The 23824-nt window shown below is 53.5% G+C and carries 16 protein-coding genes and 1 pseudogene; 7 read left to right on the top strand and 10 right to left on the bottom strand.

Features of this window, described 5'->3' with window-relative positions:
* Window positions 1–22: 22 nt before the first annotated feature.
* The 3 genes from BDD14_RS33645 to BDD14_RS01040 all read right to left on the bottom strand — a co-directional run bounded on the left by BDD14_RS33645 (window position 23) and on the right by BDD14_RS01040 (window position 5153).
* Complete coding sequence (locus BDD14_RS33645) at window positions 23–1600, bottom strand: Gfo/Idh/MocA family oxidoreductase (RefSeq protein ID WP_130417195.1); 1578 nt, start codon at window positions 1598–1600, stop codon at window positions 23–25.
* Window positions 1601–1621: 21 nt separating this feature from the next.
* Window positions 1622–2818 (bottom strand): DegT/DnrJ/EryC1/StrS family aminotransferase, encoded by a 1197-nt coding sequence (locus BDD14_RS01045; RefSeq protein ID WP_207231656.1) that lies wholly within the window; start codon window positions 2816–2818, stop codon window positions 1622–1624.
* Between the two features lie 142 nt (window positions 2819–2960).
* Window positions 2961–5153: a GumC family protein gene (locus BDD14_RS01040; RefSeq protein WP_130417194.1), complete on the bottom strand. Its 2193-nt coding sequence runs from the start codon at window positions 5151–5153 to the stop codon at window positions 2961–2963.
* 508 nt (window positions 5154–5661) lie between these two features.
* On the opposite strand from BDD14_RS01040, the gene BDD14_RS01035 reads away from it, so the two are divergent.
* The 5 genes from BDD14_RS01035 (at window position 5662) to BDD14_RS01010 (ending at window position 11441) form a co-directional block, all read left to right on the top strand.
* Complete coding sequence (locus tag BDD14_RS01035) at window positions 5662–6402, top strand: Crp/Fnr family transcriptional regulator (protein ID WP_130422556.1); 741 nt, start codon at window positions 5662–5664, stop codon at window positions 6400–6402.
* Window positions 6403–7204: 802 nt separating this feature from the next.
* Window positions 7205–7729 (top strand): transcription termination/antitermination protein NusG, encoded by a 525-nt coding sequence (nusG, locus tag BDD14_RS01025; protein ID WP_130417192.1) that lies wholly within the window; start codon window positions 7205–7207, stop codon window positions 7727–7729.
* Between the two features lie 177 nt (window positions 7730–7906).
* Complete coding sequence (locus BDD14_RS01020) at window positions 7907–9280, top strand: nucleotide sugar dehydrogenase (protein WP_130417191.1); 1374 nt, start codon at window positions 7907–7909, stop codon at window positions 9278–9280.
* 35 nt (window positions 9281–9315) lie between these two features.
* Window positions 9316–10371, top strand: a complete 1056-nt coding sequence (locus tag BDD14_RS01015; protein ID WP_130417190.1) for a glycosyltransferase family 2 protein — start codon at window positions 9316–9318, stop codon at window positions 10369–10371.
* A gap of 113 nt (window positions 10372–10484) precedes the next feature.
* A complete protein-coding gene (locus BDD14_RS01010; protein ID WP_207231655.1) occupies window positions 10485–11441 on the top strand; it encodes a polysaccharide biosynthesis/export family protein in 957 nt (318 codons plus the stop codon).
* A gap of 343 nt (window positions 11442–11784) precedes the next feature.
* On the opposite strand, the pseudogene tnpA reads toward BDD14_RS01010, so the two are convergent.
* The 4 genes and pseudogenes from tnpA to BDD14_RS00985 all read right to left on the bottom strand — a co-directional run bounded on the left by tnpA (window position 11785) and on the right by BDD14_RS00985 (window position 17465).
* Window positions 11785–12176, bottom strand: a pseudogene (tnpA, locus tag BDD14_RS01000) (IS200/IS605 family transposase).
* Window positions 12177–12307: 131 nt separating this feature from the next.
* On the bottom strand, window positions 12308–12598 hold the full coding sequence (locus tag BDD14_RS34155) for a malectin domain-containing carbohydrate-binding protein (RefSeq protein WP_423201776.1): 291 nt from the start codon (window positions 12596–12598) through the stop codon (window positions 12308–12310).
* Entirely contained in the window at window positions 12493–14298 is a 1806-nt protein-coding gene (locus BDD14_RS00990; RefSeq protein ID WP_278045515.1) for a malectin domain-containing carbohydrate-binding protein, read from the bottom strand. Before BDD14_RS00990 ends, BDD14_RS34155 begins: the two co-directional genes overlap by 106 nt.
* 2 nt (window positions 14299–14300) lie before the next feature.
* Complete coding sequence (locus BDD14_RS00985; RefSeq protein WP_165419851.1) at window positions 14301–17465, bottom strand: LamG-like jellyroll fold domain-containing protein; 3165 nt, start codon at window positions 17463–17465, stop codon at window positions 14301–14303.
* Between the two features lie 2230 nt (window positions 17466–19695).
* Between BDD14_RS00985 and BDD14_RS34150 the strand changes: the two genes are divergently transcribed.
* On the top strand, window positions 19696–19878 hold the full coding sequence (locus BDD14_RS34150) for an integrase core domain-containing protein (protein ID WP_130422550.1): 183 nt from the start codon (window positions 19696–19698) through the stop codon (window positions 19876–19878).
* A gap of 785 nt (window positions 19879–20663) precedes the next feature.
* On the opposite strand, the gene BDD14_RS00975 is transcribed toward BDD14_RS34150, so the two are convergent.
* Both BDD14_RS00975 and BDD14_RS00970 read right to left on the bottom strand, forming a co-directional pair.
* Window positions 20664–20867: a hypothetical protein gene (locus BDD14_RS00975; protein WP_130417186.1), complete on the bottom strand. Its 204-nt coding sequence runs from the start codon at window positions 20865–20867 to the stop codon at window positions 20664–20666.
* Window positions 20868–20921: 54 nt separating this feature from the next.
* Window positions 20922–21707: a hypothetical protein gene (locus BDD14_RS00970; RefSeq protein ID WP_165419850.1), complete on the bottom strand. Its 786-nt coding sequence runs from the start codon at window positions 21705–21707 to the stop codon at window positions 20922–20924.
* 357 nt (window positions 21708–22064) lie between these two features.
* Between BDD14_RS00970 and BDD14_RS00965 the strand changes: the two genes are divergently transcribed.
* Complete coding sequence (locus tag BDD14_RS00965; RefSeq protein ID WP_130417184.1) at window positions 22065–23156, top strand: IS5 family transposase; 1092 nt, start codon at window positions 22065–22067, stop codon at window positions 23154–23156.
* Window positions 23157–23392: 236 nt separating this feature from the next.
* Here BDD14_RS00965 and BDD14_RS00960 read toward each other — a convergent pair whose 3' ends face one another.
* Window positions 23393–23794: a PadR family transcriptional regulator gene (locus tag BDD14_RS00960; protein WP_130417183.1), complete on the bottom strand. Its 402-nt coding sequence runs from the start codon at window positions 23792–23794 to the stop codon at window positions 23393–23395.
* Window positions 23795–23824: the final 30 nt, after the last annotated feature.

The raw sequence follows: 23824 nt of genomic DNA, 5'->3' as shown, positions 1-23824 counted from the left end.
CAGTTAGAATGTGCAATTTGGTTCACGCCGCAAAAACGGAGGTGTGGATTACCTCTCGACAACAGTGGACGTCGATATGATAATCACGCCCACAATCGCTGCATGTTACTTCACCTGCTCCAGACAAACTAACTCCACAAACGCATACCCAGCCAGCCAAAGTTGCGGGAACCCCCATCACCAGCCCATAGTCTGGTACATCGTGAGTGACTACGGCGCCGGCGGCCACAAAGCAATGCTGGCCCAACGTTACGCCACAGACAATGGTCGCATTGGCGCCGATGGAAGCCCCTCGTTTCACAAGGGTTCGCCTATACTCGTGTTTGCGTTCGACGTGACTGCGGGGATTTATCACATTTGTGAAGACCATGGACGGGCCACAGAAGACGTCATCCTCAAGCTCCACACCGGTATATACAGAGACGTTATTCTGGATCTTTACTCGGTCGCCGATTACGACTGTTGGGCTGATCACGACGTTTTGCCCGAGATTACAGTTACACCCGATCCGGGAGCCGGCCATTATATGGCTGAAGTGCCATATCTTGCTGCCGGGACCAATTTCACAGCCACTTTCAATAACTGCAGTTGGATCGGCGAAATACTTCAGTGGAGATTCATGGAACTTGACCAATCTGCCTTGCGCGTGCAACGACCGCTCACAAGCATCCAATACCTGAAGCACCCTAACGCCTTCTCTGGCATCGGTTCGCGGTTTTATCCGGGTGACCATGCTTTCGATGAAGTGCTCACATTCCTTTCTAAGGGGTTCCACTGTTGGAAGGACCAGCACCTGCCCTTCGTCCTTGCTAGCAGCCGGTAGGCGATTCACCCAGTCGATACGATGCGGATAGAGAACAAGTTTGCGCTCTTTTTCTATATCATCGAAGACGGCTGTCTTCTGCTCGCCAACAATGACCATCCTCTGTTCCTTGAACGGGTGAAGCCAACTTACGAAGATGTGGGCCTTCACTCCACTTTGAAACTCACAAGCTGCCAGTGTCGTATCATAGATTTGCGGATTAATGTAGGAGCCGCCAGTGGCAGATACACCGACGGGCTTCTCGTCTAAAAGATAGAGGATGGCAGAGATATCATGCGGAGCAAAGCTCCACAGAATATTCTCCTCTATTCGAAGCTTCCCCCAGTTGAGCCGCGACGAGTAAATGTACTGAATTCGACCTAGCTCCCCTGAGCCAAGCAGTTCCTTGAGCTTAAGAATTGCCGGATGATATTGGAGAATATGTCCCACCATGAGAATGCGATGTTCATTTTCCGCGATACTAGCGAGTTCCTGTCCCTGATCTACAAGGAGAGCGAGTGGCTTCTCCACATACACATCCTTGCCTGCCAGCATAAATTCTTTAGCTAGTTGGTAATGCTGTACAGCAGGTGCTGCGATTGCCACGCCTTGAATCTCGGGGTTGCTCAGGAGCGTTTCAAACGAGGAGCAGGTATCCACGCCAAACTGTACATGCGCATCTTCCAGGGCTTCGGCGCGTGAATCACAGACGCACGCTAGCACGCCAAGAGCATGAAAATTTCGCACCAAATTTCTTCCCCAGTATCCATTTCCGATGACAGCAATCTTTGGAAGCATTGTTTCTCCTTCTAACCAATATCACTCTGTACTTATGTTCGAGGTCTCGCGTTGATAAAACTGCGAGATAGTCATAACAACCGCGCGTTGCTGGTCAAATGTAAGCTCTGGATAAATTGGCAATGAAAGCGCCTCCTGACAGGCTTGCTCCGCGTTTGGAAAGTCTCCTGGACCATGGCCGAGATATGCAAATGCCGGCTCAACATGAAGAGGGCTTGGATAGTAAACTTCAGTCGGTATTCCATGATCACGCAGATATATTTGCAAGTCATCACGTCTTGGAGCACGAATCGAATACTGGTTGTACACGTGAAAGCTGGTTTCCTGCGAACAAGGCAACACAAGCCACTTCGTCAAATCGTATTCCATAAACAGATCGCGGTAGCGGTCGGCATTTCGTCGACGCTGATGGGTCCATTTGTTCAAATGGTGGAGTTTGACCCGCAAGATCGCCGCTTGTAGTGCATCGAGCCGGCTGTTGATTCCCAGCAAATCGTAGTGGTATTTCTTTCCGGTGCCGTGAACCCTCAGTATGCGCAGGCGTTGAGCCAACTGCTGATCGTTTGTCGTAACCAGTCCACCGTCGCCCGCTCCACCCAAATTCTTAGAGGGGAAGAAACTAAAGCAGCCAAAGGTTCCTAGACTGCCAACGTATTTCTGCTTCCACCGAGCGCCTATGGCCTGAGCAGCATCTTCGATTACTGCAAGATGGTGCTTGCGGGCGATCTCGAGAACCGCATCCATATTCGCAGGCAGGCCGAATAGGTGAATAGGCATAATGGCACGACTGCGCGGTGTAATTGCTGCTTCTAGCTTCCGCTCGTCGATGTTGAATGTTTCCGGATGAATATCCACAAACACTGGACGAGCCCTCAAGCGCGCGATGGAACCGGCTGTGGCACCAAAGGTGAATGGAGAGGTAATAATCTCATCATCCGGTTCAATCCCAAGAGCCATCTGGGCTAATAGAAGGGCGTCGGAACCGGAGCCGCATCCGATCGCGAACTCCGCACCCACATATTCGGCTACTTCACGCTCGAGCGCCTCGACCTCAGGGCCTAGAATAAAGTGTTGAGATTCAAGAACTCCTGTGACTGCAGTGACTAGGTCATTGCGAATCTCCGCGAACTGTGCTTTCAGATCCAGAAATGGAAAGTTTGCGAACGAGCATTCGACGGAAGCCTGCAGATCGCGTTGAGCCGAAATATGGGAGATCAAGAAATCCTCCTAACTACCCTGCAAGGTCTCTCACACCGAACGATGGCGTGCTCCTTACAATGTCATCAACAAAATATGTTGTCAGCAGGAGCCTGAGCGGCCGTTTGGATTACCACTCTGAGTGAAATTCACGGAAATGGTGCTAATAACTATAAGCACCGTAGCCTGGATGTTCATCAACTGCATTCAGAACAACAGTCAGGATTGGGGCAGACTTCATCGTTCCAAGTAATTCCATACTCCGCGTTATGGCTCCTCTAGGAGTCTGACCGGCGCGGCCCACCAGAATTACGCCGTCCACGAGGGTCGAGACCGCAAGCCCATCTGCATAAAGCAGAAGGGGGGGGGTATCGATAATGACGAAGTCGAAGCGTTCGCGCAGACGTACCATCAGCGATCTGATCGGACCACCCGTCAACAGATAGTTGCTATGGTCGGTCGGCAAGGTACAGGGGATGATTGTAAGATTTTTGACATCCGCCGATGGAAACATCACCTGATCAAGAGTTGCTGATCCCTGTAAGTAATGCTCGAGACCAACTTTAGAATACAGATTGAAACTCACCCCGACAGTGGGCATTTTTAAATCGGCGTCAACCAGACAAGTTCCACCGTGTTTTGCTAGTGCAACCGCCAAGTTATTCGCTAGGGTAGTTTTTCCTTCTCCAGGTAAAGAGGAAGTAATAACTACAACCTTTGGTGGATCCTCGGTCTGAGATACGAACAACATGGTCCGGAGTGCATGTACGGCCTCCGACTCCGGCGAATCAGGACGTTGCAGCAGGAAACAGTTAGGTCCGACATAATTTCCACCGCTCTTGCAGTCCAATCTAAGCTGTGTTCGATTCCTTCCCCAAATACCGATTTCATTGTGGCCTGGCTGGATAGCAGGCACAACTGTAACTGAGGGCAGACCAGTCCAATCACGAACTTCATCAGCCGTGTGAATGCGATCCTGAATCCGATTTTTTACGAAGGCCAACGCCACTCCGCCAATCAACCCGACCAAAATTCCCGCCAGGATATTCAGCGCCTTGCGAGGACGCGTCGGATGATCGAGCACACGCGCTCGGCTTACTATGTAAATGTTGTTCGATTTTGATGCCGCAGAGATTCCTGCCTCTTTGATTTTGGCGTAGAGGCTGTCATACAGTTGCCGGTCAGCTTGCGCCTCTCGCTTGAGCACGTTGTACTGCGCCAAAATGGCCAGATCTGTGGTTGCGCTCTTCACCTCTCCACTCAGCAGTGCCTCACGCGTTTTTGCAGCACGATAGTTGGTCCAGAGTTCCGAGACAATTGCTGTACCCTGCGCTTTAAGCTGGCTCTGCAGTTCGTTCACTTGATTCTGTAGCTTACGGACCTCTGCATGATTCGGCCCATAGATCACACGTGATTGAGCGAGTAGGGCCTCAGATTCAGCGAGCTTCTGAGTAAGTGCCTGAACAACTAAGTTATTACGAACCTGTGGCAGCGATTCAGGGCTAGTGACCGGCGCCAGAAACGACTGGAACCGAATTCGATCGGATTCCGCCTCCACCAACTGCTTATTTAGATCACCAATCTTTTCGGCATATGTGTTGGAATTCGGATCTACATCGGCAATCCCAGTGTTTGCGCCAAAGGCGGCAAGCGCACGTGCGGATGATTCCATCTTCGCCCGGATGTCATCAAGGTGACCCGAAAGTGATACCGACGACTCTGCGATCGCTTGTCTCCGTTCCTCGAGGTTCTGCTGCACCATCAGCTTCATCAATGAGTTGACAACGTCTGCTGAAAGTCGCGGATCGTGCGCGGAAAAGGTCACCCCAACCAGGCGACTCGAGGGGTCGCGACGAATTGAGATTCGCGATTTAAAACTACGAAGCGCCGCCATTTCGCGCTGCGTTAGTGGATCAAAACCGATGATAGAAGGCTTGTTTCGCGCTTCACTCATGATCTCTGGGTTAGAATCCAAATGGAGTGCACGAATCGTCGCCAGTGCCATATCATCCGTTTGAAGTTTCTGTGCTTCAGTGGCGATATATTCGGAATCAATAAGCCCTACACCTGCCGCATCAAGAGAAAAGAGCGCTGCCCCAGGAGGATCTATCTGCAGGCGCCCCTCAGACTCATAAACCGGCTTCATGGCGAGGGTTGCCACCGCGACCGCCCCAATCACCATAATGGCGAACAGAGCTGACCAGCGCCACTGTTGTGAGACAACAGTGAAAGCGCGTAACCAGTCGCCCGGCGGGCGTCTGCGATAGGAGCGCGATTTTCTTGGTCGCACCTTGCGCGGCACTCTAGGCAAGGCTTCGCCTATCTCAACCGCAGTGTGATACTGGGATAAATTCATAATAATCAGCTATTTAGATAATTTATTGCCACGTAGCAGGCCCAACCAGTGTTCCGCGAGTATGGTGCAAATTTTGTCACTATCGCGGATACCTCTCGCGAACAACTTGCTCAAGGAAGCAATCATGTTGCAAGGCTTCCCTCGGACAGAAAACCCACCCTAGACATTTCGCAAATAGGAGTCGGTGTGGTAGTTCACATAGTTATAAAAACTACCTGAATTGTTACCTTATATTACTCAAGTAACCCAGCGTCATAAGTTAGGTTGTTCTATGCTTGACCTCTAGTCACGGCACTCACTTTTGGAATAGAGTGGTGTCGATTCAGCCCAACTAAACCGTAGCTGATCTGGAGGCTACGGTAGTGATCGATAACTATCGATAGGCTTGCTCCTACTCCCCGGTGAATGACGGCTCAAGCAGCAATAACTAAACTTTACTACATGAGTTATGCCCAAAAAATTACCCACTACAACAACAGAGGTTATTGCATTGGGTTGGAGGTTCTCGATGCTCAGAGCTGCGAAACGGCAAGACTTTTTGGAAAACAATCTTTTGAGATCACTTTCGGCTGAAGAATGTGCACGTCTCTGCCCAAGCACGCAATATATATCCCTCACACTTGGTTACGTGTTATATGAGTCGGGTGGTTTGTTGGAGTATGTCTACTTTCCTACCACTTGTGTTGTGTCCTGTCTCTATACGATGCACGACGGTTCTACCGCCGAGATGGCCCTTGCGGGAAATGATGGGGCCGTCGGCATCGCTTTGTTCTTGGGAGGTGGGACAGTTCCACATCGCGCTGTTGCACAGATCGCTGGGGATGCAATCAGAATACCCGCTAGATCGCTCCAGGCAGAGTTTGCGCGTAATGGGTCGCTACAACATACCTTGCTGCGTTATACGCAGGCTCTCATTATCCAGATTTCACAAACGGCTGTCTGTAATCGTCTCCATTCCGTAGAAAAGCGCCTCTGCCGATGGCTTCTTTTATGCCATGATCGAGTTAACGGTACTGAAATCGCAATGACGCAGGAGTACATCGCAAACATGCTAGGTGGGAGGCGAGAGAGCGTAACCGTTGCCGCTGGGCACCTGCAAGACATGGAGCTAATCCATTACTCCCGTGGTCATATCACAATCCTCGACCGGAAAGGTCTGGAGATGATGGTCTGCGAATGCTATCGGATAGTCGAAGATGAATACGATCGTTTATTTCTTGCCAGCCATGTAAGCGAAGTTAGCAAGTAGAGGGATGATGTTGAAGAAGAAGAAGGCGATGGAGGAAGTCTCTAAGTTGGTCGAAGTTGTCGGGCCTTGTCGCGTACACATTCTTATCGACCTCGATTTCAGCTCCTTCCGGGATCGTAGGAACACAGAATATGACAATCGCAACATCTCCACCGAAAGCGGCTTTGTGGCGTATTCGTTGTGCCGTTGCGAGCAGTTGTTCGAAATCGAGGCCCAAACTCATTAGGATTAGATCGGGAGATTCGGAACGAGCTCGCGAAATTGCATCTTCTTCGTCTCTCGCCAATCTTATGCAGCAGTCATTGTTGCCCAGCATCTTCTCCGTCAAGTAGCGCGTCTCCTCGATATCGTCGAGTACTAGGATTACTTGACGGTGCTCACTCGCCCTATTCATTTTCTCGTCCCTGATAAACGGACTTTCCGCCGCGACGGATCATTCTGAATAAATTTCATATCAGGACGCACGCCTAAGCGTCTGTGCAATGCATTACGTAACATCGGCCCGACACCTCTGCCGAATAACTTCCACCTCAGATCCGCTGTGCGATTCTTACGTTAAGCAGAACATATTACTGCTCTTTTTGAGAGTTTAAGGTTTTGCGTGGGTATGTGTGTTACCGCACCGACGCATGTTTTCGAAATGTCTAGTTTGGGTTTTCGATTGTAGAACTGAGATCCGATGCTTAGTTGGGCGGATGGGCGAAGTTCTAAACTCGAAGTGAATCGGCAAAGTCGCCGCGGATAGCTAGCTTACATATATTAAACTTAGCCAGGACACCCTGCGGCTAAGAAGGGCGGAGCCTTGACACAAACAGACACAATGCAAAATTTAGGACTGAAACCACATTGGTATGTGGCCTATACCTTGCCGCGACATGAAAAATCTATTGCAGATCGCCTCATCCATCAGGATGTAGAGACGTATTTGCCTCTTTACTCTTCAGTGCGGAAATGGAATCGCCGTCTTGTAGAGATTGAGCTTCCTTTATTTCCGGGCTACGTGTTTGTCAAAATGGTCATTACGGATAAAGTACGGGTTCTCTCACATCCTGGACTAATTCGATTAGTAGGCTTTAATGGAAACGCGACTGCTCTCCCTGATGGTGAAGTTGAAAGACTGCGGTCAATATTGGGGGTCTGGAAGGCCGAGCCATATCCGTTCCTGACTGCCGGGAAGCAGATAAGAGTTAAGTCTGGACCCTTTGCGAACGTGGAGGGGAGAATTGTTAGGCGGAAGGGAAAAATGCGCTTGATTGTCTCCCTTGAACTTATTCAGCGGTCAATTTTACTGGAAATGGATGCTTTTGAAGCGCAATTAGCCAGTTGACACCTCTCCGCTGCAGGAAACAATCCATCGTCGGGTAGCGCAATTTTTTGGCATTTATCAGGGGTCACAAGTAGACCAGGTCATTACTACCTGATTATCGCTCTCGCGTCTTGAATGCGCTGAACTGAATTCCATTCTCGCAGCTTTTTAATGAGTAGGAAATGAGTAGGAAATATTATGCATACAGTCATTCCGGACCAATCAATTTCTGCAACTCTGCTGAAAGAAGTAACGATCGCCAAGCTTCAATCGAGGACTGCTAACATCGGTGTCATCGGATTGGGATACGTCGGACTCCCTCTCGCACTCTTGTTCACCGAAGAAGGCTTCCCGGTAACCGGTTTCGATATCGATAGCACCAAAATTGATACGCTCGTCTCTTTGCGGTCTTATATCTGCCGCATTCCTGAAACGGAAATTGCTCTTGCCAGCGACCGCGGATTTCGAGCTACTTCAAATTTCATGTGGATCTCCAAGATGGATGCAATTGTGATCTGCGTTCCCACTCCATTGACAGAGTATCGCGAGCCCGATCTTAGCTACGTGACGGAGACCGTGAAGTCAATTGCACCGCACTTGAAGGCTGGTCAATTGGTTGTACTCGAGAGCACGACGTATCCGGGCACGACGGAAGAAATCGTGGTGCCTTTATTGGAGGAAAGGAACTTCTCGGATCTGCGCGTCTCGCGCAACGATTCCGAAGCCAGCAATGTTGTCTTTGTGGCATTTTCCCCCGAACGGGAGGATCCCGGAAACAATACGGTTGCTCGCAATGAAATCCCCAAAATTGTCGGTGGTGTCGACCGCCATGCAAGTGAAATTGCTACGGCACTCTATGGATCTATCTTCAGTCGGACAGTGCCAGTCTCAAGCACGACTGTCGCAGAGATGACGAAGTTGCTCGAGAATATCTATCGTTGCGTAAATATCGCGCTGGTCAACGAATTGAAGCTCCTTTGCTTGCGAATGAACATCGATATTTGGGAGGTTATAGCGGCTGCCGCAACCAAGCCGTTCGGATTCCAGCCGTTCTATCCTGGGCCAGGCCTAGGTGGACACTGCATCCCCATTGATCCCTTTTATCTTGCATGGAAGGCAAAAGAATTTGATTTTGCGACGCGCTTTATCGAGCTTGCCGGTGAGATCAATATGGCTATGCCCTACCATATGGTCGAGTTTATCGCTGAAGCACTCAATGTTCGATGTAAGGCTTTGAATGGATCTAAGATTATGGTGCTGGGAGTTTCCTACAAAAAAGACATCGACGACCTCCGCGAATCTCCCGCGATTACGATTATCGAAGCTCTGCAGAAGAGCGGAGCCATAGTTGTGTATAACGATCCGTACTTCCCAAAGATTGGAAAAGGGCGTAAATATGATCTCCAGATGCAATGCGTACCGCTAGAACAGATTAGTCAATATGACTGCGTAGTCATCCTGACCGACCATTCTAGTTATGATTATCAAAAGATAGTGGATGAGGCGCAGCTTGTAGTCGACACTCGCAACGCGACGTCCGGGATCCTTTCAGAAAAAATCGTTCGCTGTTAGCAGCCTTCCTAAGCCGTACGGACCCAAGCGATAAAATGAACATGATTTATGAACCTCAAACTGTCAAAGCAAGCGAGAGAAATCAACCTCTTGTTTCCGCGATCATGGCCGTCCGCAATGAAGAACGCCACATTGAGACCGCAATAAGGTCTCTGCAACAGCAGGAAACATCTGGATGGGAAATAGAAATTATCGTCGTAGACGGTAATTCCTCTGACGGAACGGAGGAAATCGTAAAACAAATTGCCAGCAGTGATTCTCGCGTGAAGCTCGCAATTAACAAGCAAAGTAAAACGCCCTATGCATTTAATCTCGGTATTCAAAGGGCCCGCGGAGAATATATTTGCATCCTCGGAGCTCATACTGTGTATGCACAGGACTACATCGTTACGTGCCTTGAGGAGCTAAAGCTCCACGGAGCGGCCGGCTGTAGTGGCCGGCTAATTACCCGGCCTGGAGGGGATGGACTTCAGGCGCGCCTAGTTGCCTGGACGCTAGCCCACCCATTTGGTACTTCTGCCCGATCGATGCGAACGCGAGGTGCTGGTTTCGCGGATACCATTCCCTATCCGATATTTTTGAAGAGCACCTTGCTGGAGGTTGGCGTCTATAATACGCAATTACATCGCAATCAAGACAACGATCTCAGCCAGAGACTTCGCGCGCGCGGTCACAAACTCTATATAACCGACAAAACCTCTTGTGAATATTTTGTGAGCCCCGACCTGGCGTCCCTTGCAAGCTACGCATTTAAGAATGGTTTTTGGAACATTATTAGTTTCAAGATGAATCCTGCATCCATGTCGTTACGGCACTTTGTACCGGGAGCGTTTGTCGTGGTCCTGCTTCTTAGTCTTTTGATGCTCTTCTACTCGATCATGGCGCACACCCAGTCATGGGTGCTGGCCCCTATCCTTCTGCTGGGTGCGATTTATGGAGTTATAAGCATCGGAGTGTCATGCCACATCGCATTTAGAGAAAGATCTATAGGAGCCCTGCTTATGCCGATCACGTTTCTTCTTCTCCATGTCTTCTATGGCGCTGGAACGCTGTCGGCTGTTATGAGCAATGCGCATTCTCCATCTACCTAATCAAGCAAACCGTGCGATTAGGCCGAGCCATGCGAGACCGCGGGGACCATCTTGAATTGCCGACGCCGAACGCAGCGGGGTGTTCAAAGATACGCCGAGGAACACATATGCATATGACCCGAGCAATCTCAATTTTGAATGCCCTTTTACTCCTGCCTATTTCAAACATTCCAGGGCAGGAACAGGTAACGCCAGTCCAACCGAACTCTGCCTCCTCGTCTCAAGTTTCCGATGCGTCACATTCCGGCTCGCCCGATGTCATCCTGGCAAGCGGAGACTTACTTGCGGTGAGCGTTGCCGGAGCTCCTGAGTATCACTATGATGTGCGGGTCAGTTCAGCGGGTGAAGCCTCCTTGCCAATGCTGGGTAACGTAAAAGTCGCAGGGCTCTCCACCCTACTGGCAGAAAATGTTGTTGCGCAACGCCTGCAGGAGAAAGGCTTCTTCAATGACCCTCAGGTCTCGATTTTCGTGAAGGAGTATGCCACGGCTGGTATCTCCGTTCTGGGTGAGGTGCAAAAGCCAGGCATCTATCCGCTTCCAGGGCAGCGGACCCTCCTCGACGCGATCTCCGCCGCCGGCGGCGTCACACCAAAAGCCGGAAAGAGCGTGACGATTACCCATCGCGATGCGATGGATAATCCCGAAACCGTGCCACTATCGCGGGACAATGAACAAACAATGACGAATATGGCAGTGCAGCCGGGCGACACGGTTGTGGTTTCGAAAGCCGGCATGGTGTACGTCGTTGGAGATGTAAAGGAGCCAACCGGGATAATTCTGGATAATCCACGCTTGACTGTTCTTCAGGCCATTGCGGTGGCGCACGGGACGAATCCTACCGCATCGCTGAAGTCGGCGACATTGATCCACAAAGCCACCAGTAGTACACCACAACAGGTCCCGATTCCTCTCGATGCAATCCTTGCGGCAAAGTCCCCCGATCTTGAGCTTCAACCGGACGACATCGTCTTCGTCCCCGTCAGCACCGCAAAGGTGATAAAACGCCGTACTTTCGAGGCACTCGTGCAAACCGCAACCGGAATGGCTATCTGGGGCACCAGGTATTAATCTCATCGTTCCGATAACAAAAGTTGCGAAGTTTACTTTTCCATTAGAGCAAGATGAATCGTAGAATATCTCGCCTCACCATCTTCAACGCGTGTGCTCCAAAGCCTGGCATCCCATCGAAATGATCACGCCAGCCGACTTCCCTTTTAGAAGTTTGACAAACTTACCCAGCTTTGATGGTCCAACGAGATCCGGTTGTAATACGCGTTCAAGGAAGCTTTTAAAATGGCTGGGAGGGTTCCGAGCCAGAGTGGGAAAATGAATACTAAACGACTACCGGCTGAAAGCCGGTAGGTTGGATTGCGGCTGAAGCCGCCTGTAAGGTGCCCGGCTAAGAGCCGGCTTAAGGCTCGGTGGGCGCGGTGATCTTGAAGTTCTCTCCCGGATCGTCCCACTGCTGGTTTTCGATGTACCGTCGGATGGTGTCCTCGTCCACCGCACGCACGCTCGCGCAGAAGTACCCCCGCGCCCACAGATGCTGGCCCCAGTACCGCTTCTTGAACTGCGGAAACTCGTCTTGGAACATCCGGCTTGGACACCCTTCAGATATTGCACCAGCTTCGCCGGAGCCAACTGCGGAGGCACACTCATCAGCATGTGGATGTGGTCCGGGGACACCGAGCCTTGCACGATCACCACCTCCCGACCTTGGCATATCTGTCGCAGCAATTCCCGCCTCCGCACCGCAACCTCTCCGCGCAGCACCTTGTAACGGTACTTCGTCACCCGGATCACGTGCTACTTCACGTCCCACACAGAATGCGCATTCTTGCGATACTCCACCATCCTCCAAGTATCAAGCAAAGATGCTGAAAGCTCACCGCCAAAAGGCGGGGCGCTTAGACCAGCGGATGGAGACCTAACACCTAGAGGTTAGCGGTAGAGTTCCAGCGCAGTGATCTTCGGTTGGTCAGCCGTTGCACCCGAGAACGTAACCGCGATGTTGCCGTTCTGATCGGGCGGACTGTGAACTGCTCCACGATCGCAGTTTCCGGAGCACCGGCTGCTGCGATGATGTCGAAGTTCGGCAAAACAACGGTCCCATTTACCGTTACGTTGAAGACGCGCTGACCAGCCAATTTCCAGTAGAACTCGTTGAAGTGGAGGCGCAGCGTGTAGCTGGTCCCAACCGCAAGGTTCGGAAGCGTATAGGTGATGGTGCCGCCGGACCGCTCTTGCTGGTAGACCGCTGCCGGAGCCGGGCTGATCGCTGCAGACAGGTCTGCCGTACCGCGCCGCCGGAAGCGTTGCCTCCCGCGAAGAAGGCATCCGCCTGGAACGGCGCGGCTGCAGAGCTGCTTCCAGCCGCGATCTGGTAGACGGGTGCGCCAGTCACTGCTGCACCGGGAATTGCACTTGCTTCATTCGAAGCAGCCGAGGTTCCCGTGGAGCTGACAGTCTTGACCGTATAAAAGACCGCCCCTCCATTCGGAAGGTTCTTGTCGATGAAGGATGTTCCAGTCAGCCCAATCGCGATCGGCGGCGCCTCCTCTGCTCCCGCTACATTGCCGCGGAAGACGCTGTAGGTTCCGGTTGACGATGGCGCCCAGGTAAGCGATACCTGGCCAACACCTGCTGCAGCGTGTAGGGATGCTGGTGGGTTCGGTGCCGACATCATGCTTCCGTCACCGATAACCTCAATACCGCTCACCAATGCATTGTCCTTCACTGTCTGATACTGCACCGTGATCTGGCCGTTCTGGGCAGTCGCGGGCAGGTCCAGGGTAGTTGCGATGTCCTTGCCACCAGCTGCGGCGAAGATATCGTAATTCGGCTGCGCCACCTGACCATTGATCAGGATGTTGAAAAGGCGTGAGCCTGCTGCACCCCAGTAAGTCTCCGCAAAGTGCGAGCGAATTGTGTACTGGCTGCCGGTTTTCAGCCCAGGGAACGTGTAGGTTGAGTTACCAAAGCGATTGGTTTGGTAGACAGCAGCCGGAGCTGCGTTCTTCACGCCTGTTGTGGTGATCGTGCCGTTGGTTTGGGAGGTCGTTCCGCCCGAGACGAAGCTGTCGGCAGAGAACGTGCTGACTGGGACTGAGCTGCCCGCATCCACTTGATAGACCGAAGTCATGGGAGCTGGCGTCGCAGTGTTCAGAAGTTCCACGCCACTCACTAGCGCATTGTCGCGAACGGTTTGGAAGCTAATGGCGAGCTGACCATTCTGGGCCGTTACGGGATAATCAATGGAGATCGCGGCGTCTTTGCCACCTGATGCAGCGAAGATGTCGAGGTTTGACTGGACAGTCTGCCCGTTCACCAGGATGTTGAACAGACGTGACCCCGACTGCCCCCAATAGGTTTCCGCAAAGTGGAGCCGCAGTATGTAAGGTGTACCCGAGGAAAGGTTCGGGATCGTGTAGGTAAAGTTGCCGTACCGGTTCGTCTGGTAGACCTCCATTGGTGCAGGGTTCTGCGCCTTTGTGGTGTCGATTGGCACTCCAACGTTCGGTGTCACGCTACCTCCGTCGGCGTACTCGTCTGCTACGAACGAACCAACTGTCGTAGTGCTGCCGGAGTCAATCTGCACGACTGAGTTGCCGCTCGGCTGGCTGTTGCCCGGCATGGCCGCCTGTGTCTCATTGGAGAAGGACGATGCTCCAGCACCGTTAACGGCTTCCACCTTGTAGAAGTAGGTCGTGGCTGGGATTACATTGTTGTCTGTGAATTGCGTGCCAGTCAGGTTCTCCACCAGTTCAGTCTCATTGCCCGCGGCGGAACCGCGGAAGAGTGCGTACGAGACGGCGTTGGTGCTTGGGCTCCAGCTCAATACGATGCTGGACGTACCGACGGTCGCCGTGAGGTTGGCAGGAGCGGCAGGTGGAGTTTGTCCACCCGGCGTTTGGCTCGAAAGCAGGGCTACGTCAGCATTGTCAGCTGGCCATCACCATTGATATCGAATGCTGCATTGCTCGGCAGGACCGAAGCGTTCGTGATGCTGTTGCTCTCCACGGTGAGGTCATTGTTATCGACCACGCCGTCACCATTCACGTCCCCCTCAAGCACCCGGAATGCTATGTCCGCAGTTCCCGGAACAACAGAGGACTGATCAGCCGCCAGGATTCCCGCCATGTGCAGATTTAATAGCTGACCATTGGCAAGGTTGGTCAACGGGATCAGAACGGCTGTCTGGGTGGAGTCATAGGTGAGTGCACCTACAGTGCCCTGTGCCTGCGCGCCACTCTGCTGAGTGAGCGAGGCGGAGATGCCGGTTACTGGCTTGGCGAAGTGCGCAACCACTGTGTAGGTTCCCGCTGTGTTACTGACACGAGCCTCGGTAACAGGAGCCTTGCTTGGGAACAGGGTCGTGCCGAGCTGATCGGGAGTATTCGGTGACAGAACGGAGCTGGCATCGAGCATCGTCACCGGAAGCAGGTTTGCGATCTCTGACGCGGAGAGGGCCCGGCTGTACAACCTTGTTTCGTCGATCACACCCTGGAAACCAAATTGGACCTGGTTGCTTCCTGCGGGCAGATCTTCTTCGCCCCACTCCAGCGTGCCGGTACCATTCGCCGGTTGTGCCGGCCCCTGCGCCACAACTTTGCCGTTGACATACAATATGCGGGTCCCGGCCGTTCCATCCTGCACCATGGCTACGTGAGCCCATGTTGCCTGAGTCACGGCAGGACCAGCGACATCGCTTGCAGGCCCACGCATGGCGAACTGGTTGTTGCCATTGACCAGCAAGCCGTATACGTTACCGTCATTCGCCGACTTGAGAATGATCGGCTGTTCAATGCCGGTCAGCGCGTCTACCTTTACCCAGGTGGCAAGCGTGAAGCTTTGTGCTTCGGTGAAGTCCAGATCCAGGCTGTCCTGAACGGTGATGCTGTCCGGAATTTTGGTACCGTGGAAGTTCCAGCCACCATTGATGTAACCAGACGTCGTATACAACGCCTCACCACCCTGTGCCAACGAGCCGTTGTGTCCATTGCCGCTGGCGTCGGTCACAACACTTCCCGTGGCATCTTCCATGGGCCAATAGCCAACGAGCCCACCCTCTGTATAGGTTGGGAAGGTAGTAGATGAAACAGTGTTACTCGGAGCGGAATCGCCCGCACCGTTGAACGCCGTGACTCGGTAGAAGTACTGCGTGTTGGGCGAGAGGATTGAGTCTGTGAACGCCGTGCCCTGCGCAGTCACGCTCAATGCTGTAAATGGCCCACTGGCATTGATTGCGCGGAACACATGGAAACCGGCCAGTGATGGATCGGTGGACGCATTGTTCGTCCAGTTCAGGTTGATCGCTGTAGAAGATGCGACGTCCGCTGAGAGCCCGGTCGGCGCGGCGGGTGGTGCCGCTGCCGTGCTCTTCAAACCTGCGACCACGAGGAAACCCTGGCTCACACCCGAGTAGCAGGTGTAGTACGCATGTCCATTCGCAACTGTCAGGGTGTCAAACTTCGTTGTCTGGCATCGCCCGGAACCATCTGGAGCCGCGATGTCTCCATTGAAGCCTGTGGTGAGCAATTGCATGGTGCTTGCATCGTAGGCCTTCAAATTCCCATCAATGGCCCATGCGATACCGCCAGCATTGCCGTTCGCCGTAACGAACGGTGAAGCTCCTTTGGCATTGATGTTGCCACCAGTTCCGACGGTGGGCGTCGTCTCCAGCTTCATCACATTATCTACCGCATCAAAGACCAGCTTGCGTCGCTCCATCGGGCTTCCGCTGGAGGCGTAGTACACCGCGCCATTGAAGTAGCTTGGCGTAACGGTGAGTTGTGGAGCGCGCGGCTCCGAAATTTCTTGGATGACCTGTGGGTCATTCGCTTGCAGACCACCAAGAACATCACGGTCCACCAGGTACCAGACACCCGCCTTGCCGCCAAACATCATCATGTGCGGATGCTCGCCCTGCTGCTGAGGCAGGAGCAGAGCGCCACCAGCGCCAAGGTCCGAATCGCCGGGAATTGAACCGCCGCCCGAGTTTAGCGATGCCCAGTTGGACGGAGTAAAGTAGGAGTTCGTATCCTGCATCGTTAAATGGAACTGCTGTTGACCATCCATTGCTGCTGGCAACTTGAGTGCAGTCTCGCCCCAATCCATCGACCCAGTGTTGGGATCCTGGTCAAAGACACCATTGCCCGTCACAAAGATGATGTTCTGGTTTTCGTCCAGGGCCACCGAGGCTCCGCCCTGCCAGATACCACCCTTGCCGCCGCCCCTGTTGGCGCCTCCGTGTGTCGATCCGTCGAGCGGTGTCGCACCATTTGGGGTCGTCACAAAGCTACGCGTGAGCCTGAGTGTGGAACCATCGAAGCCAAGCACCAGGCCGTAATAACGCATCTCGTCGCTGTGCGAGGCATAGGCCAGATAAACGATGTTGTTCTTCGGGTCAAAGGTCATGGCGCTTCGCAGGTGCTCATGCAAAGGCGCAAACGGGATCTGACCGGTAGGAGCCGTTACCGGGTCATGATCGCTCGAACTCGAATCCGAGACAGCAAAGCCCTCAAACGTCAGATTCGAGTCGAGAATGAACGGGGGGACCTTATCCAAACCGGTCTTCAGGTCAAGCGCGTGAAGTTCCTGCCGATAGAGATTGCTTAAAGGTTGCCCCGGAAACTTGACCAGCGAGACCACATACAGTGTTCCGGATACCGGATCGATCACCGGAGTCGTACTGATTCCAAACTCTGGGCTGATATCGCTTCCTGCGGCATCTGAAGACGGCACCGTCGTCGGTGTACCTAACTCCGGATCTGGCTTCAAAAAACTGGTGTGCCACAACGGCGCGGAATCGTTCCCGGAAGTGTTCGCTCCAAGAGGATTAGCGTCGCCATCGAAGGCGTACACGCTGTCATGCTGCGTAACCACATAGACAACATTGTGCGACTTGCCATCCGGAAAGCTTCCAGGCAGATTATTGAGCGTAGCGGCGCTCATAAAGAGGGGTGCACCGTATACCTGGCCATCCAACTTCTGGAAGAACAGAGGTGCGAACTTTGTCGAATCTGCGACGAGAGCGGGAGTCAGAATCGTCTCAAGGGATTTAGGCCGGTATGTTGCGGATCTACCTTCCACATCGTAACGTCTTGCGCGAGTGAGGATGCAGAAAGCACGCAGAGTAGAGCAAGAGAAAACTTGAAGTTGCCGAGCTGAGACCTCAAGAAAGTGTTTCCTTTCATGAAAAACATAATCAAAGCGTAAGACCATGGTCGTGCGACCGTTAGAACAGCCCACTCTCCTTCCACGCTTATGACGCGTGGCTATGACTTCTTCACTTAAAGGAAGTGGGTTCTCGTAACACAGACATGCAAGGGGTCCGCGGAGGATGGGAGGAATCACAAACGTAACAGTAATTTCGTAGAGGACAGAATTGACTATACAGGGAATGAACAAAACAATTGTCAATCGAATGTCACTGTGGTACGACATTCAGACTAATTCAAGAGCCACCCTTTTACCGGGTTCATAATTCGGGATCGAAATTATCGAACTAGGCTTGAGCTTAGCGAACCTCGACAAGTTCATCGCCGGAAAACACCCGGAGGCTTCTGATGTACCCGGTCTAAAGCGTGCCTTCGGTTCTGGTGCCCAAGCGTTATTGGACCTCCGCCGGGCAGTCAGTCGGGCAGGATTTCATAATGAAAATGCGAAACACTAAAGGCTCGTCTGGAGGTTTGACGAAGCACTATCTTCGAAGCAGCTTGCCATGGTGCGAAGCCACGCAGTTCGCCGTCTGAGAACGCACATATAATTCTGCTTTTCCAGTCAATCGCATGGCAAGCGACGCGACGCTAGATTGCGACCAACGGCAATGCATGGAGACAGGCCCGTCAGGCGTTTAGACTGGAATTCCTTCATCGTGATGAAAGTGGAAGATTCCGCTCTGATTGCGGCAAGAATGAAGCGTGGTGCTTGATCGTATCGGGATAAACTGATACTTACTAATGCAGAACGCGAATATCATTTCTTTAATTGACGCTCATGTGGAGCGCCTCCTCAAGGTTCGGCGCATCTTGGCCGAACTTAACCTACCCCTCTCCCGACGGAAGGTGGTGACTCCAACTCCTAACCGAACGGCTCAATCAAAGTCTGCCAAGAGAGGCAATGCAAGCCGGAAAACTTCCAAATCCACAGTTCGAAAGCCGTATACGGAAAGAATGTCAGTCGCACCTACAGAGGATCGCAGCGCATCTCCGACCGCGGTTTCCGGCTTCCAGCGAGACGCAATAGCACCAAATAAACCCATTACTCAAGCAATTGAAAAGAGCGTTTTATCAGGGACGACACCGGTAGCTTGTTCTCTTACGACTCAACCATCTCGGAAGAAGCCCGTGACACAGAAACCTTCTGTGAGGTCAGGTACATTCGCCTTAGGCGGCAACATTCCGAGCGGCCCGATTGTTGTGCCGGCAGAGCAGATTCGTTACGAACAGTCTTTGAGACAACGCGAATCAGCTATCAAGGAGAGAGATCCCTTTCAGATTCCCAGCGATGTTCCACTCACAGCTGAATTACTCGCGCAGCGTTGGATGCAAGGCGCAAATGCCCCTGTCACCAAGACTGCCATGAAAGGCGATACCACGTTCTCAACGCCCAGAAAACAGCTCAGGCGCGCCGCGTCCTTCTCGCAATAGCTGATCACCTTTTTGTGACATCCAGTCCGATGTAACACCTATCGTCTCTGAGGAGCCTCTGGGATAGTTCTCTAAATCAGCTTTACCCCTGAGTTCAGCTTTTTGGAACACCTCGTGCTCCTCACTGACTTACATTCAAACAAACCGGAATGTAAGACGCGATTGTCTAGATCGATCTCGGGGGTCCAATGAGGGTGACCACGAAGCTAAGGTAGAGTCCGGGTTTCATCTGGCGGCTACAATCCGAAACGGAAAACGCGACAGGTAAGTTGGGAATCCCAGACCACCTCGTCACCTTTCAAGTAATGCGAAGGACGTTGGGTACGGATATGCAGAAACATGGAACGTTGAAAGACACTCAGGGCATACATCGGGCATGCCAGCATCACGACAACCGGTGACGTGTACGTCCAGAGATTGAGCAGAGTGTTCTGTAAGCTGTGAACTCACGCACGGCTGCAGTGCTCGAAGGCTGGACGGCACCGGTTGAAAGTATGGATGTAGCAGGGCGGAACCTTGAGAGGCACCACAGCAATTCGGCGAAGCCGAGAGAGGAAAATGCTAAAAGTAATTGATTCTTTGGCTCCTGAGGTAGGACTCGAACCTACAACCCTTCGGTTAACAGCCAGCGAATTCCCTTCCCCTTCCTCTGCTATTGCTTGCTGTAAGCCATTATACAAGAGCAAACTAGAGAACACCGCCTCGGCTTCCTGGATCTGAAAGAGGCAAGGAAGCTCATCGAAGCCTGGAGGCGGGAATATAATGAGAGCCGTCCTCACGCATCTCTCGATGACAGGACACCAAGCGAGTTCGCCAGCCAGATCGCGGCTAGCCGCGATCTGGCTGCAACCTAAACCGGCCGCGACTAACTCTAGGCTTGGTACAGGAAAACTAGGCCCTTCAATAAACGCGCTACACTAACTCCTCACTGGTACAAAACATCGGGCAGGCCAGTTGCCAGACGGCTTGCTGAGCGACCAGCACAGGAAGCCCTGCCATAAAGGCACAAACACAAAGCGACGGAAGGCGCAATTTGCGAAAGAAGCACATAAGATCCGATCGGTCTGAGCGGATGAGACTCCCCGCCAGATGGATTTTCTATCCAATTCGTCCCAGGGAGAGGAAGTGGATCACCGCCGACGACAGAGTACGCCTACTATAAGCAAATTTTGTTGAAGCTGTTCTCGGTATAAAGCTAGCACAATACTATTGTGCGAAACGCTGTGCCCGAAGCGGGCTTCTCTGTTATCAGGCTGAGCTTCCGGGTATCCGAATCCTTCTGTTGGATTCTGTGCGGCTCTTGTTCCGCGAATCAGATTGGTACTGCTAAGTATTGTAGGAAGTAATTCCATGGCGCCCGCAAAGTCGGCTTTCTGTGAGCAGGTCACATTGGTCAAGGGTTTTTCTGTTTTTGTTTCATAGCGCTTTCGCCTCTGCTGTTGTTTGTTGTGGTTGTTCCGCGTTGTTGTTCTCCGCCGTGTTTCTATTCGCACTTTGAGTGAGCCGTTCGTGGCTCTGTGTCGGTTGGGGTCAGAAGGAGAAGTCGATGCTGCCATTTATCGGACGGCCTTATAAAGGCCCAAGTCGACTCGCAGTCATCGGAGCGCGGGGTTAGCAACTGTGAACATGTTTCGGATCCTCAGGCAGCTACTGCATAGAACGGGATGTAAGGCTCCTGGGTGACCCAGATGCGATGGAGCAGGACAGCGAGCTTGCGAACGACGGCGACGATGGCTCGATTTCGTGACTGCTTGCCTCCGCGCGATGCAAGATGTAGCCCCCACTGGCGCAGGGTCGAGTCTTTTCCGCGCGGCCCGAGCACATGGTTGGCGCACTCGACCATCAAAACTCAACCAGGAGCTCGGACTCTGGTCGTCGGCCACGACAATGACAAAGTCTATCTTTTGACCTCTAAGTCGGGACAAACACTACAACCGCATCCGAGGAGCTGCAATTGCGCCCAACACCAATTCCGGAAACCTTCTCTGTCATCGTCGTGGGACGTTGAGTGAGAACCGAGAGCTCTCATCAGCCGCAGTGTATTCGATGCCGCATCACAACACGCCGCGGTATAGCCGGCGCGGCGATGCTGGCCTGCTGTGATCTCCTTCCATAGGTCCCACCGAAACTTGACGACCGAGATCGCCAGCGCAATCTTGAACCCGAAGGTGATGCCTGCGTTGATTCCCGCCAGTGACCGTAGATTCTCCGCCGAAATCTCCGTCCCGGCAACAAAAAACGTACGTATCTGCACCATGATGACAAGGACCAGGATTCCCATCGCATTTATGGCGAGTTGCAACCAGCTGCGCACGCGTCGCAGGGAAGGCAGAACCATCGCCGCCTTGAGCGGCAGCATGAGGATCAGCAGACCGACGATCTGCCAGTAGAAGACGTGCCACTCCGGAGTTAGCCCGAAGGGCATGCCGTGCACCATCTTCGCTCCCGGGCCGATGATGAGATAAGGATGGTTGGGCACCGCAAGTAGCCAGACCACGATCAGCGCGCTGACGATCAGGTCCGCCACCGCACTGGCCAGTGAGTGCTTCTTCTGCCCCGGCTCCAGCGGAGGCAGGTCGCGGACGCTCCACTTCGGCAGGGTCATCTTGGGAATATAGCGTCCCTGCACATATTCGAAGACGGCAAAGCCGAGCGTCATCACTCCCCAGAAGGTCAGCGCCACGCGAGGGAAGTGGGCAGCCGCGGTCCCGATCTTCTGACCCAGGTCCCTGTCCCGAGCCCGACTGTACGATCGTCGCTACCAGTTGCACGACCACGTATGCCGCCAGGACCAGTGGGAAGCTGCGCTTCAGCGTGTACGAGTAAAAAGGAAAGAGCTGCGGGCCGACCAAAAAGTGCTGCGGACCATAGCGCGCGGCCACCAGCACCGGCATTCCGTGTGCCTCTAGCACCTGGGCCACTTCAGCCCCGGTAAGCGGACGCCCCAGCTCTTCCTCACGGCCGTCGAGCTCGGCCTCTAGGAGCTTGTTGAAATAGGTTCTGGCTTCGTCTGATCTGGGTGTTGGTCCGTCTCTGTTGTATGCGTGGCGACGAGCGGGTTCAGGGTGAGATGTTCAGTTGTGTGACGTTGGAGCAGCGGGTTCCACAGGATCATCCTTTGCGCGAGATTCGCAAGTTGACGGATGCAGTTCTGGTGTCGCTGAACGAGGATTTCGATGCGCTATATTCGGCATCAGGCCGTCCTTCGATTGCGCCCGAGTATGTGCTGCGGGCGCTGTTGTTGCAGGCGTTTTATTCGGTGCGTTCGGAGCGCCAGTTAGTCGAGCAGCTGAACTACAACCTGCTGTTCCGCTGGTTCGTCGGCCTGGGCATGGACGACGCGGTGTGGAACCATGCCGTGTTTTCCAAGAACCGCGACCGGCTGCTGACGTCGGACGTGGCGCAGCGGTTCTTCGCCGAGGTGAACGTGCTGGCGAAGCGCTTCATGAGTGACGAGCACTTCACCGTGGACGGCACGCTGATCCAGGCCTGGGCATCGCAGAAGAGCTTCCGGCCGAAGGATGGCTCCGATGATGGCGACGGCACTAACTTCCGTGGGCAGAAGAGGTCGAACGAGACCCATCAATCGACTACCGATCCGGAGGCGCGGCTCTACAAGAAGAGCTATGGCAAGGAGTCGAAGCTCGCGTACCTGGGCCATGCGCTGGTGGAGAACCGCAACGGCCTGATCGCCGCCGCGATGGCGACCCAGGCCGACGGCCATGCCGAGCGCGACGCCGCCCTGCTGATGCTCGACGAGCGGCAGAAGAACAGCTCGCGGCGCATCACGGTTGGTGCCGACAAGGCCTACGACGCGAAGGACTTCATCGCCGGAGCCCGCGCCCTCAACGTCACCGCACATGTGCAGAAGAACGACAAGGGACGCCGCTCGAACCTCGATGGCAGGACCACCCGGCACGCCGGCTATGCGCTCAGCCTCAGCCGCCGCTGGCTCGTGGAGAAGACATTTGGCTGGTTGAAGCAGACCGGTCCGCTCGACCAGCTGAAGGTGCGAGGACTCGCCAAGGTCGACTGGATCTTCGTCTTCAGCTGCGCCGCACATAACCTGCTGCGTCTGCCAAGGCTCATCCAAAGCCATACTCAGCAGGACCCACAGCAGCAGTGCGCCTGAAGGCCGGTTGAGTCTTCAACCCGGCAAGAAAACATGCCGCAGAATCCGCCAGCCAGCCGTCATAAACAACCCAACTCCCCTGCATCAACCCAAAACCTCATCAGTAAAGGAGTCAGCTCTAGCTATTTCAACAAGCTCCTAGGTTCGCCCTTAGCTCGGCGAGTGTGTCGGCACGGCCCCGCGCCGGAAGATGCTCTCCAACTGCCTGCAGATAACGCTCCAGAAGATCCATTGCCTTATCTCTCCTTGCCTGTATTCGCCTTCAAGCCTTCTACGATCCTGCCCAGCGATTGGTTGATCCCCGTCCACTCCGCCAACAGCAGCCCGAGGATTCGTTCGCCCTCGCCGGAGAGCCGGTAGAAACGCTTGTTACGCTTCTCCTCCTCCCGCCACTCGCTGTTTAGAAGTCCCTGTGTCTCCAACCGGCGCAATAGGGGGTAAAGGGTGCTCTCTTCTATCTCCAGCCCGGACTCGGCGAGCGCCTTGCGCAGGGTGTAGCCGTAGTGTTCCGCGCGAAGCTGCGCCAGAACAGCCAACACCAGGCATCCACGGCGCAGCTCCAGCCGCAGCGAGTCGAAGAGTTCATTACGCGCCTGGCCACCAGCGCCGTTCCAGCCATCTTTGCTCGTCGGTCCCATACTGTATGAAGCATACTGTACGACAAACAG

Origin of the sequence: Edaphobacter modestus (assembly GCF_004217555.1) — a bacterium.
Taxonomy (GTDB): domain Bacteria; phylum Acidobacteriota; class Terriglobia; order Terriglobales; family Acidobacteriaceae; genus Edaphobacter; species Edaphobacter modestus.
Note: the sequence above shows the minus strand (reverse complement) of the source record. Positions and strands in the feature narration are given on the sequence as shown.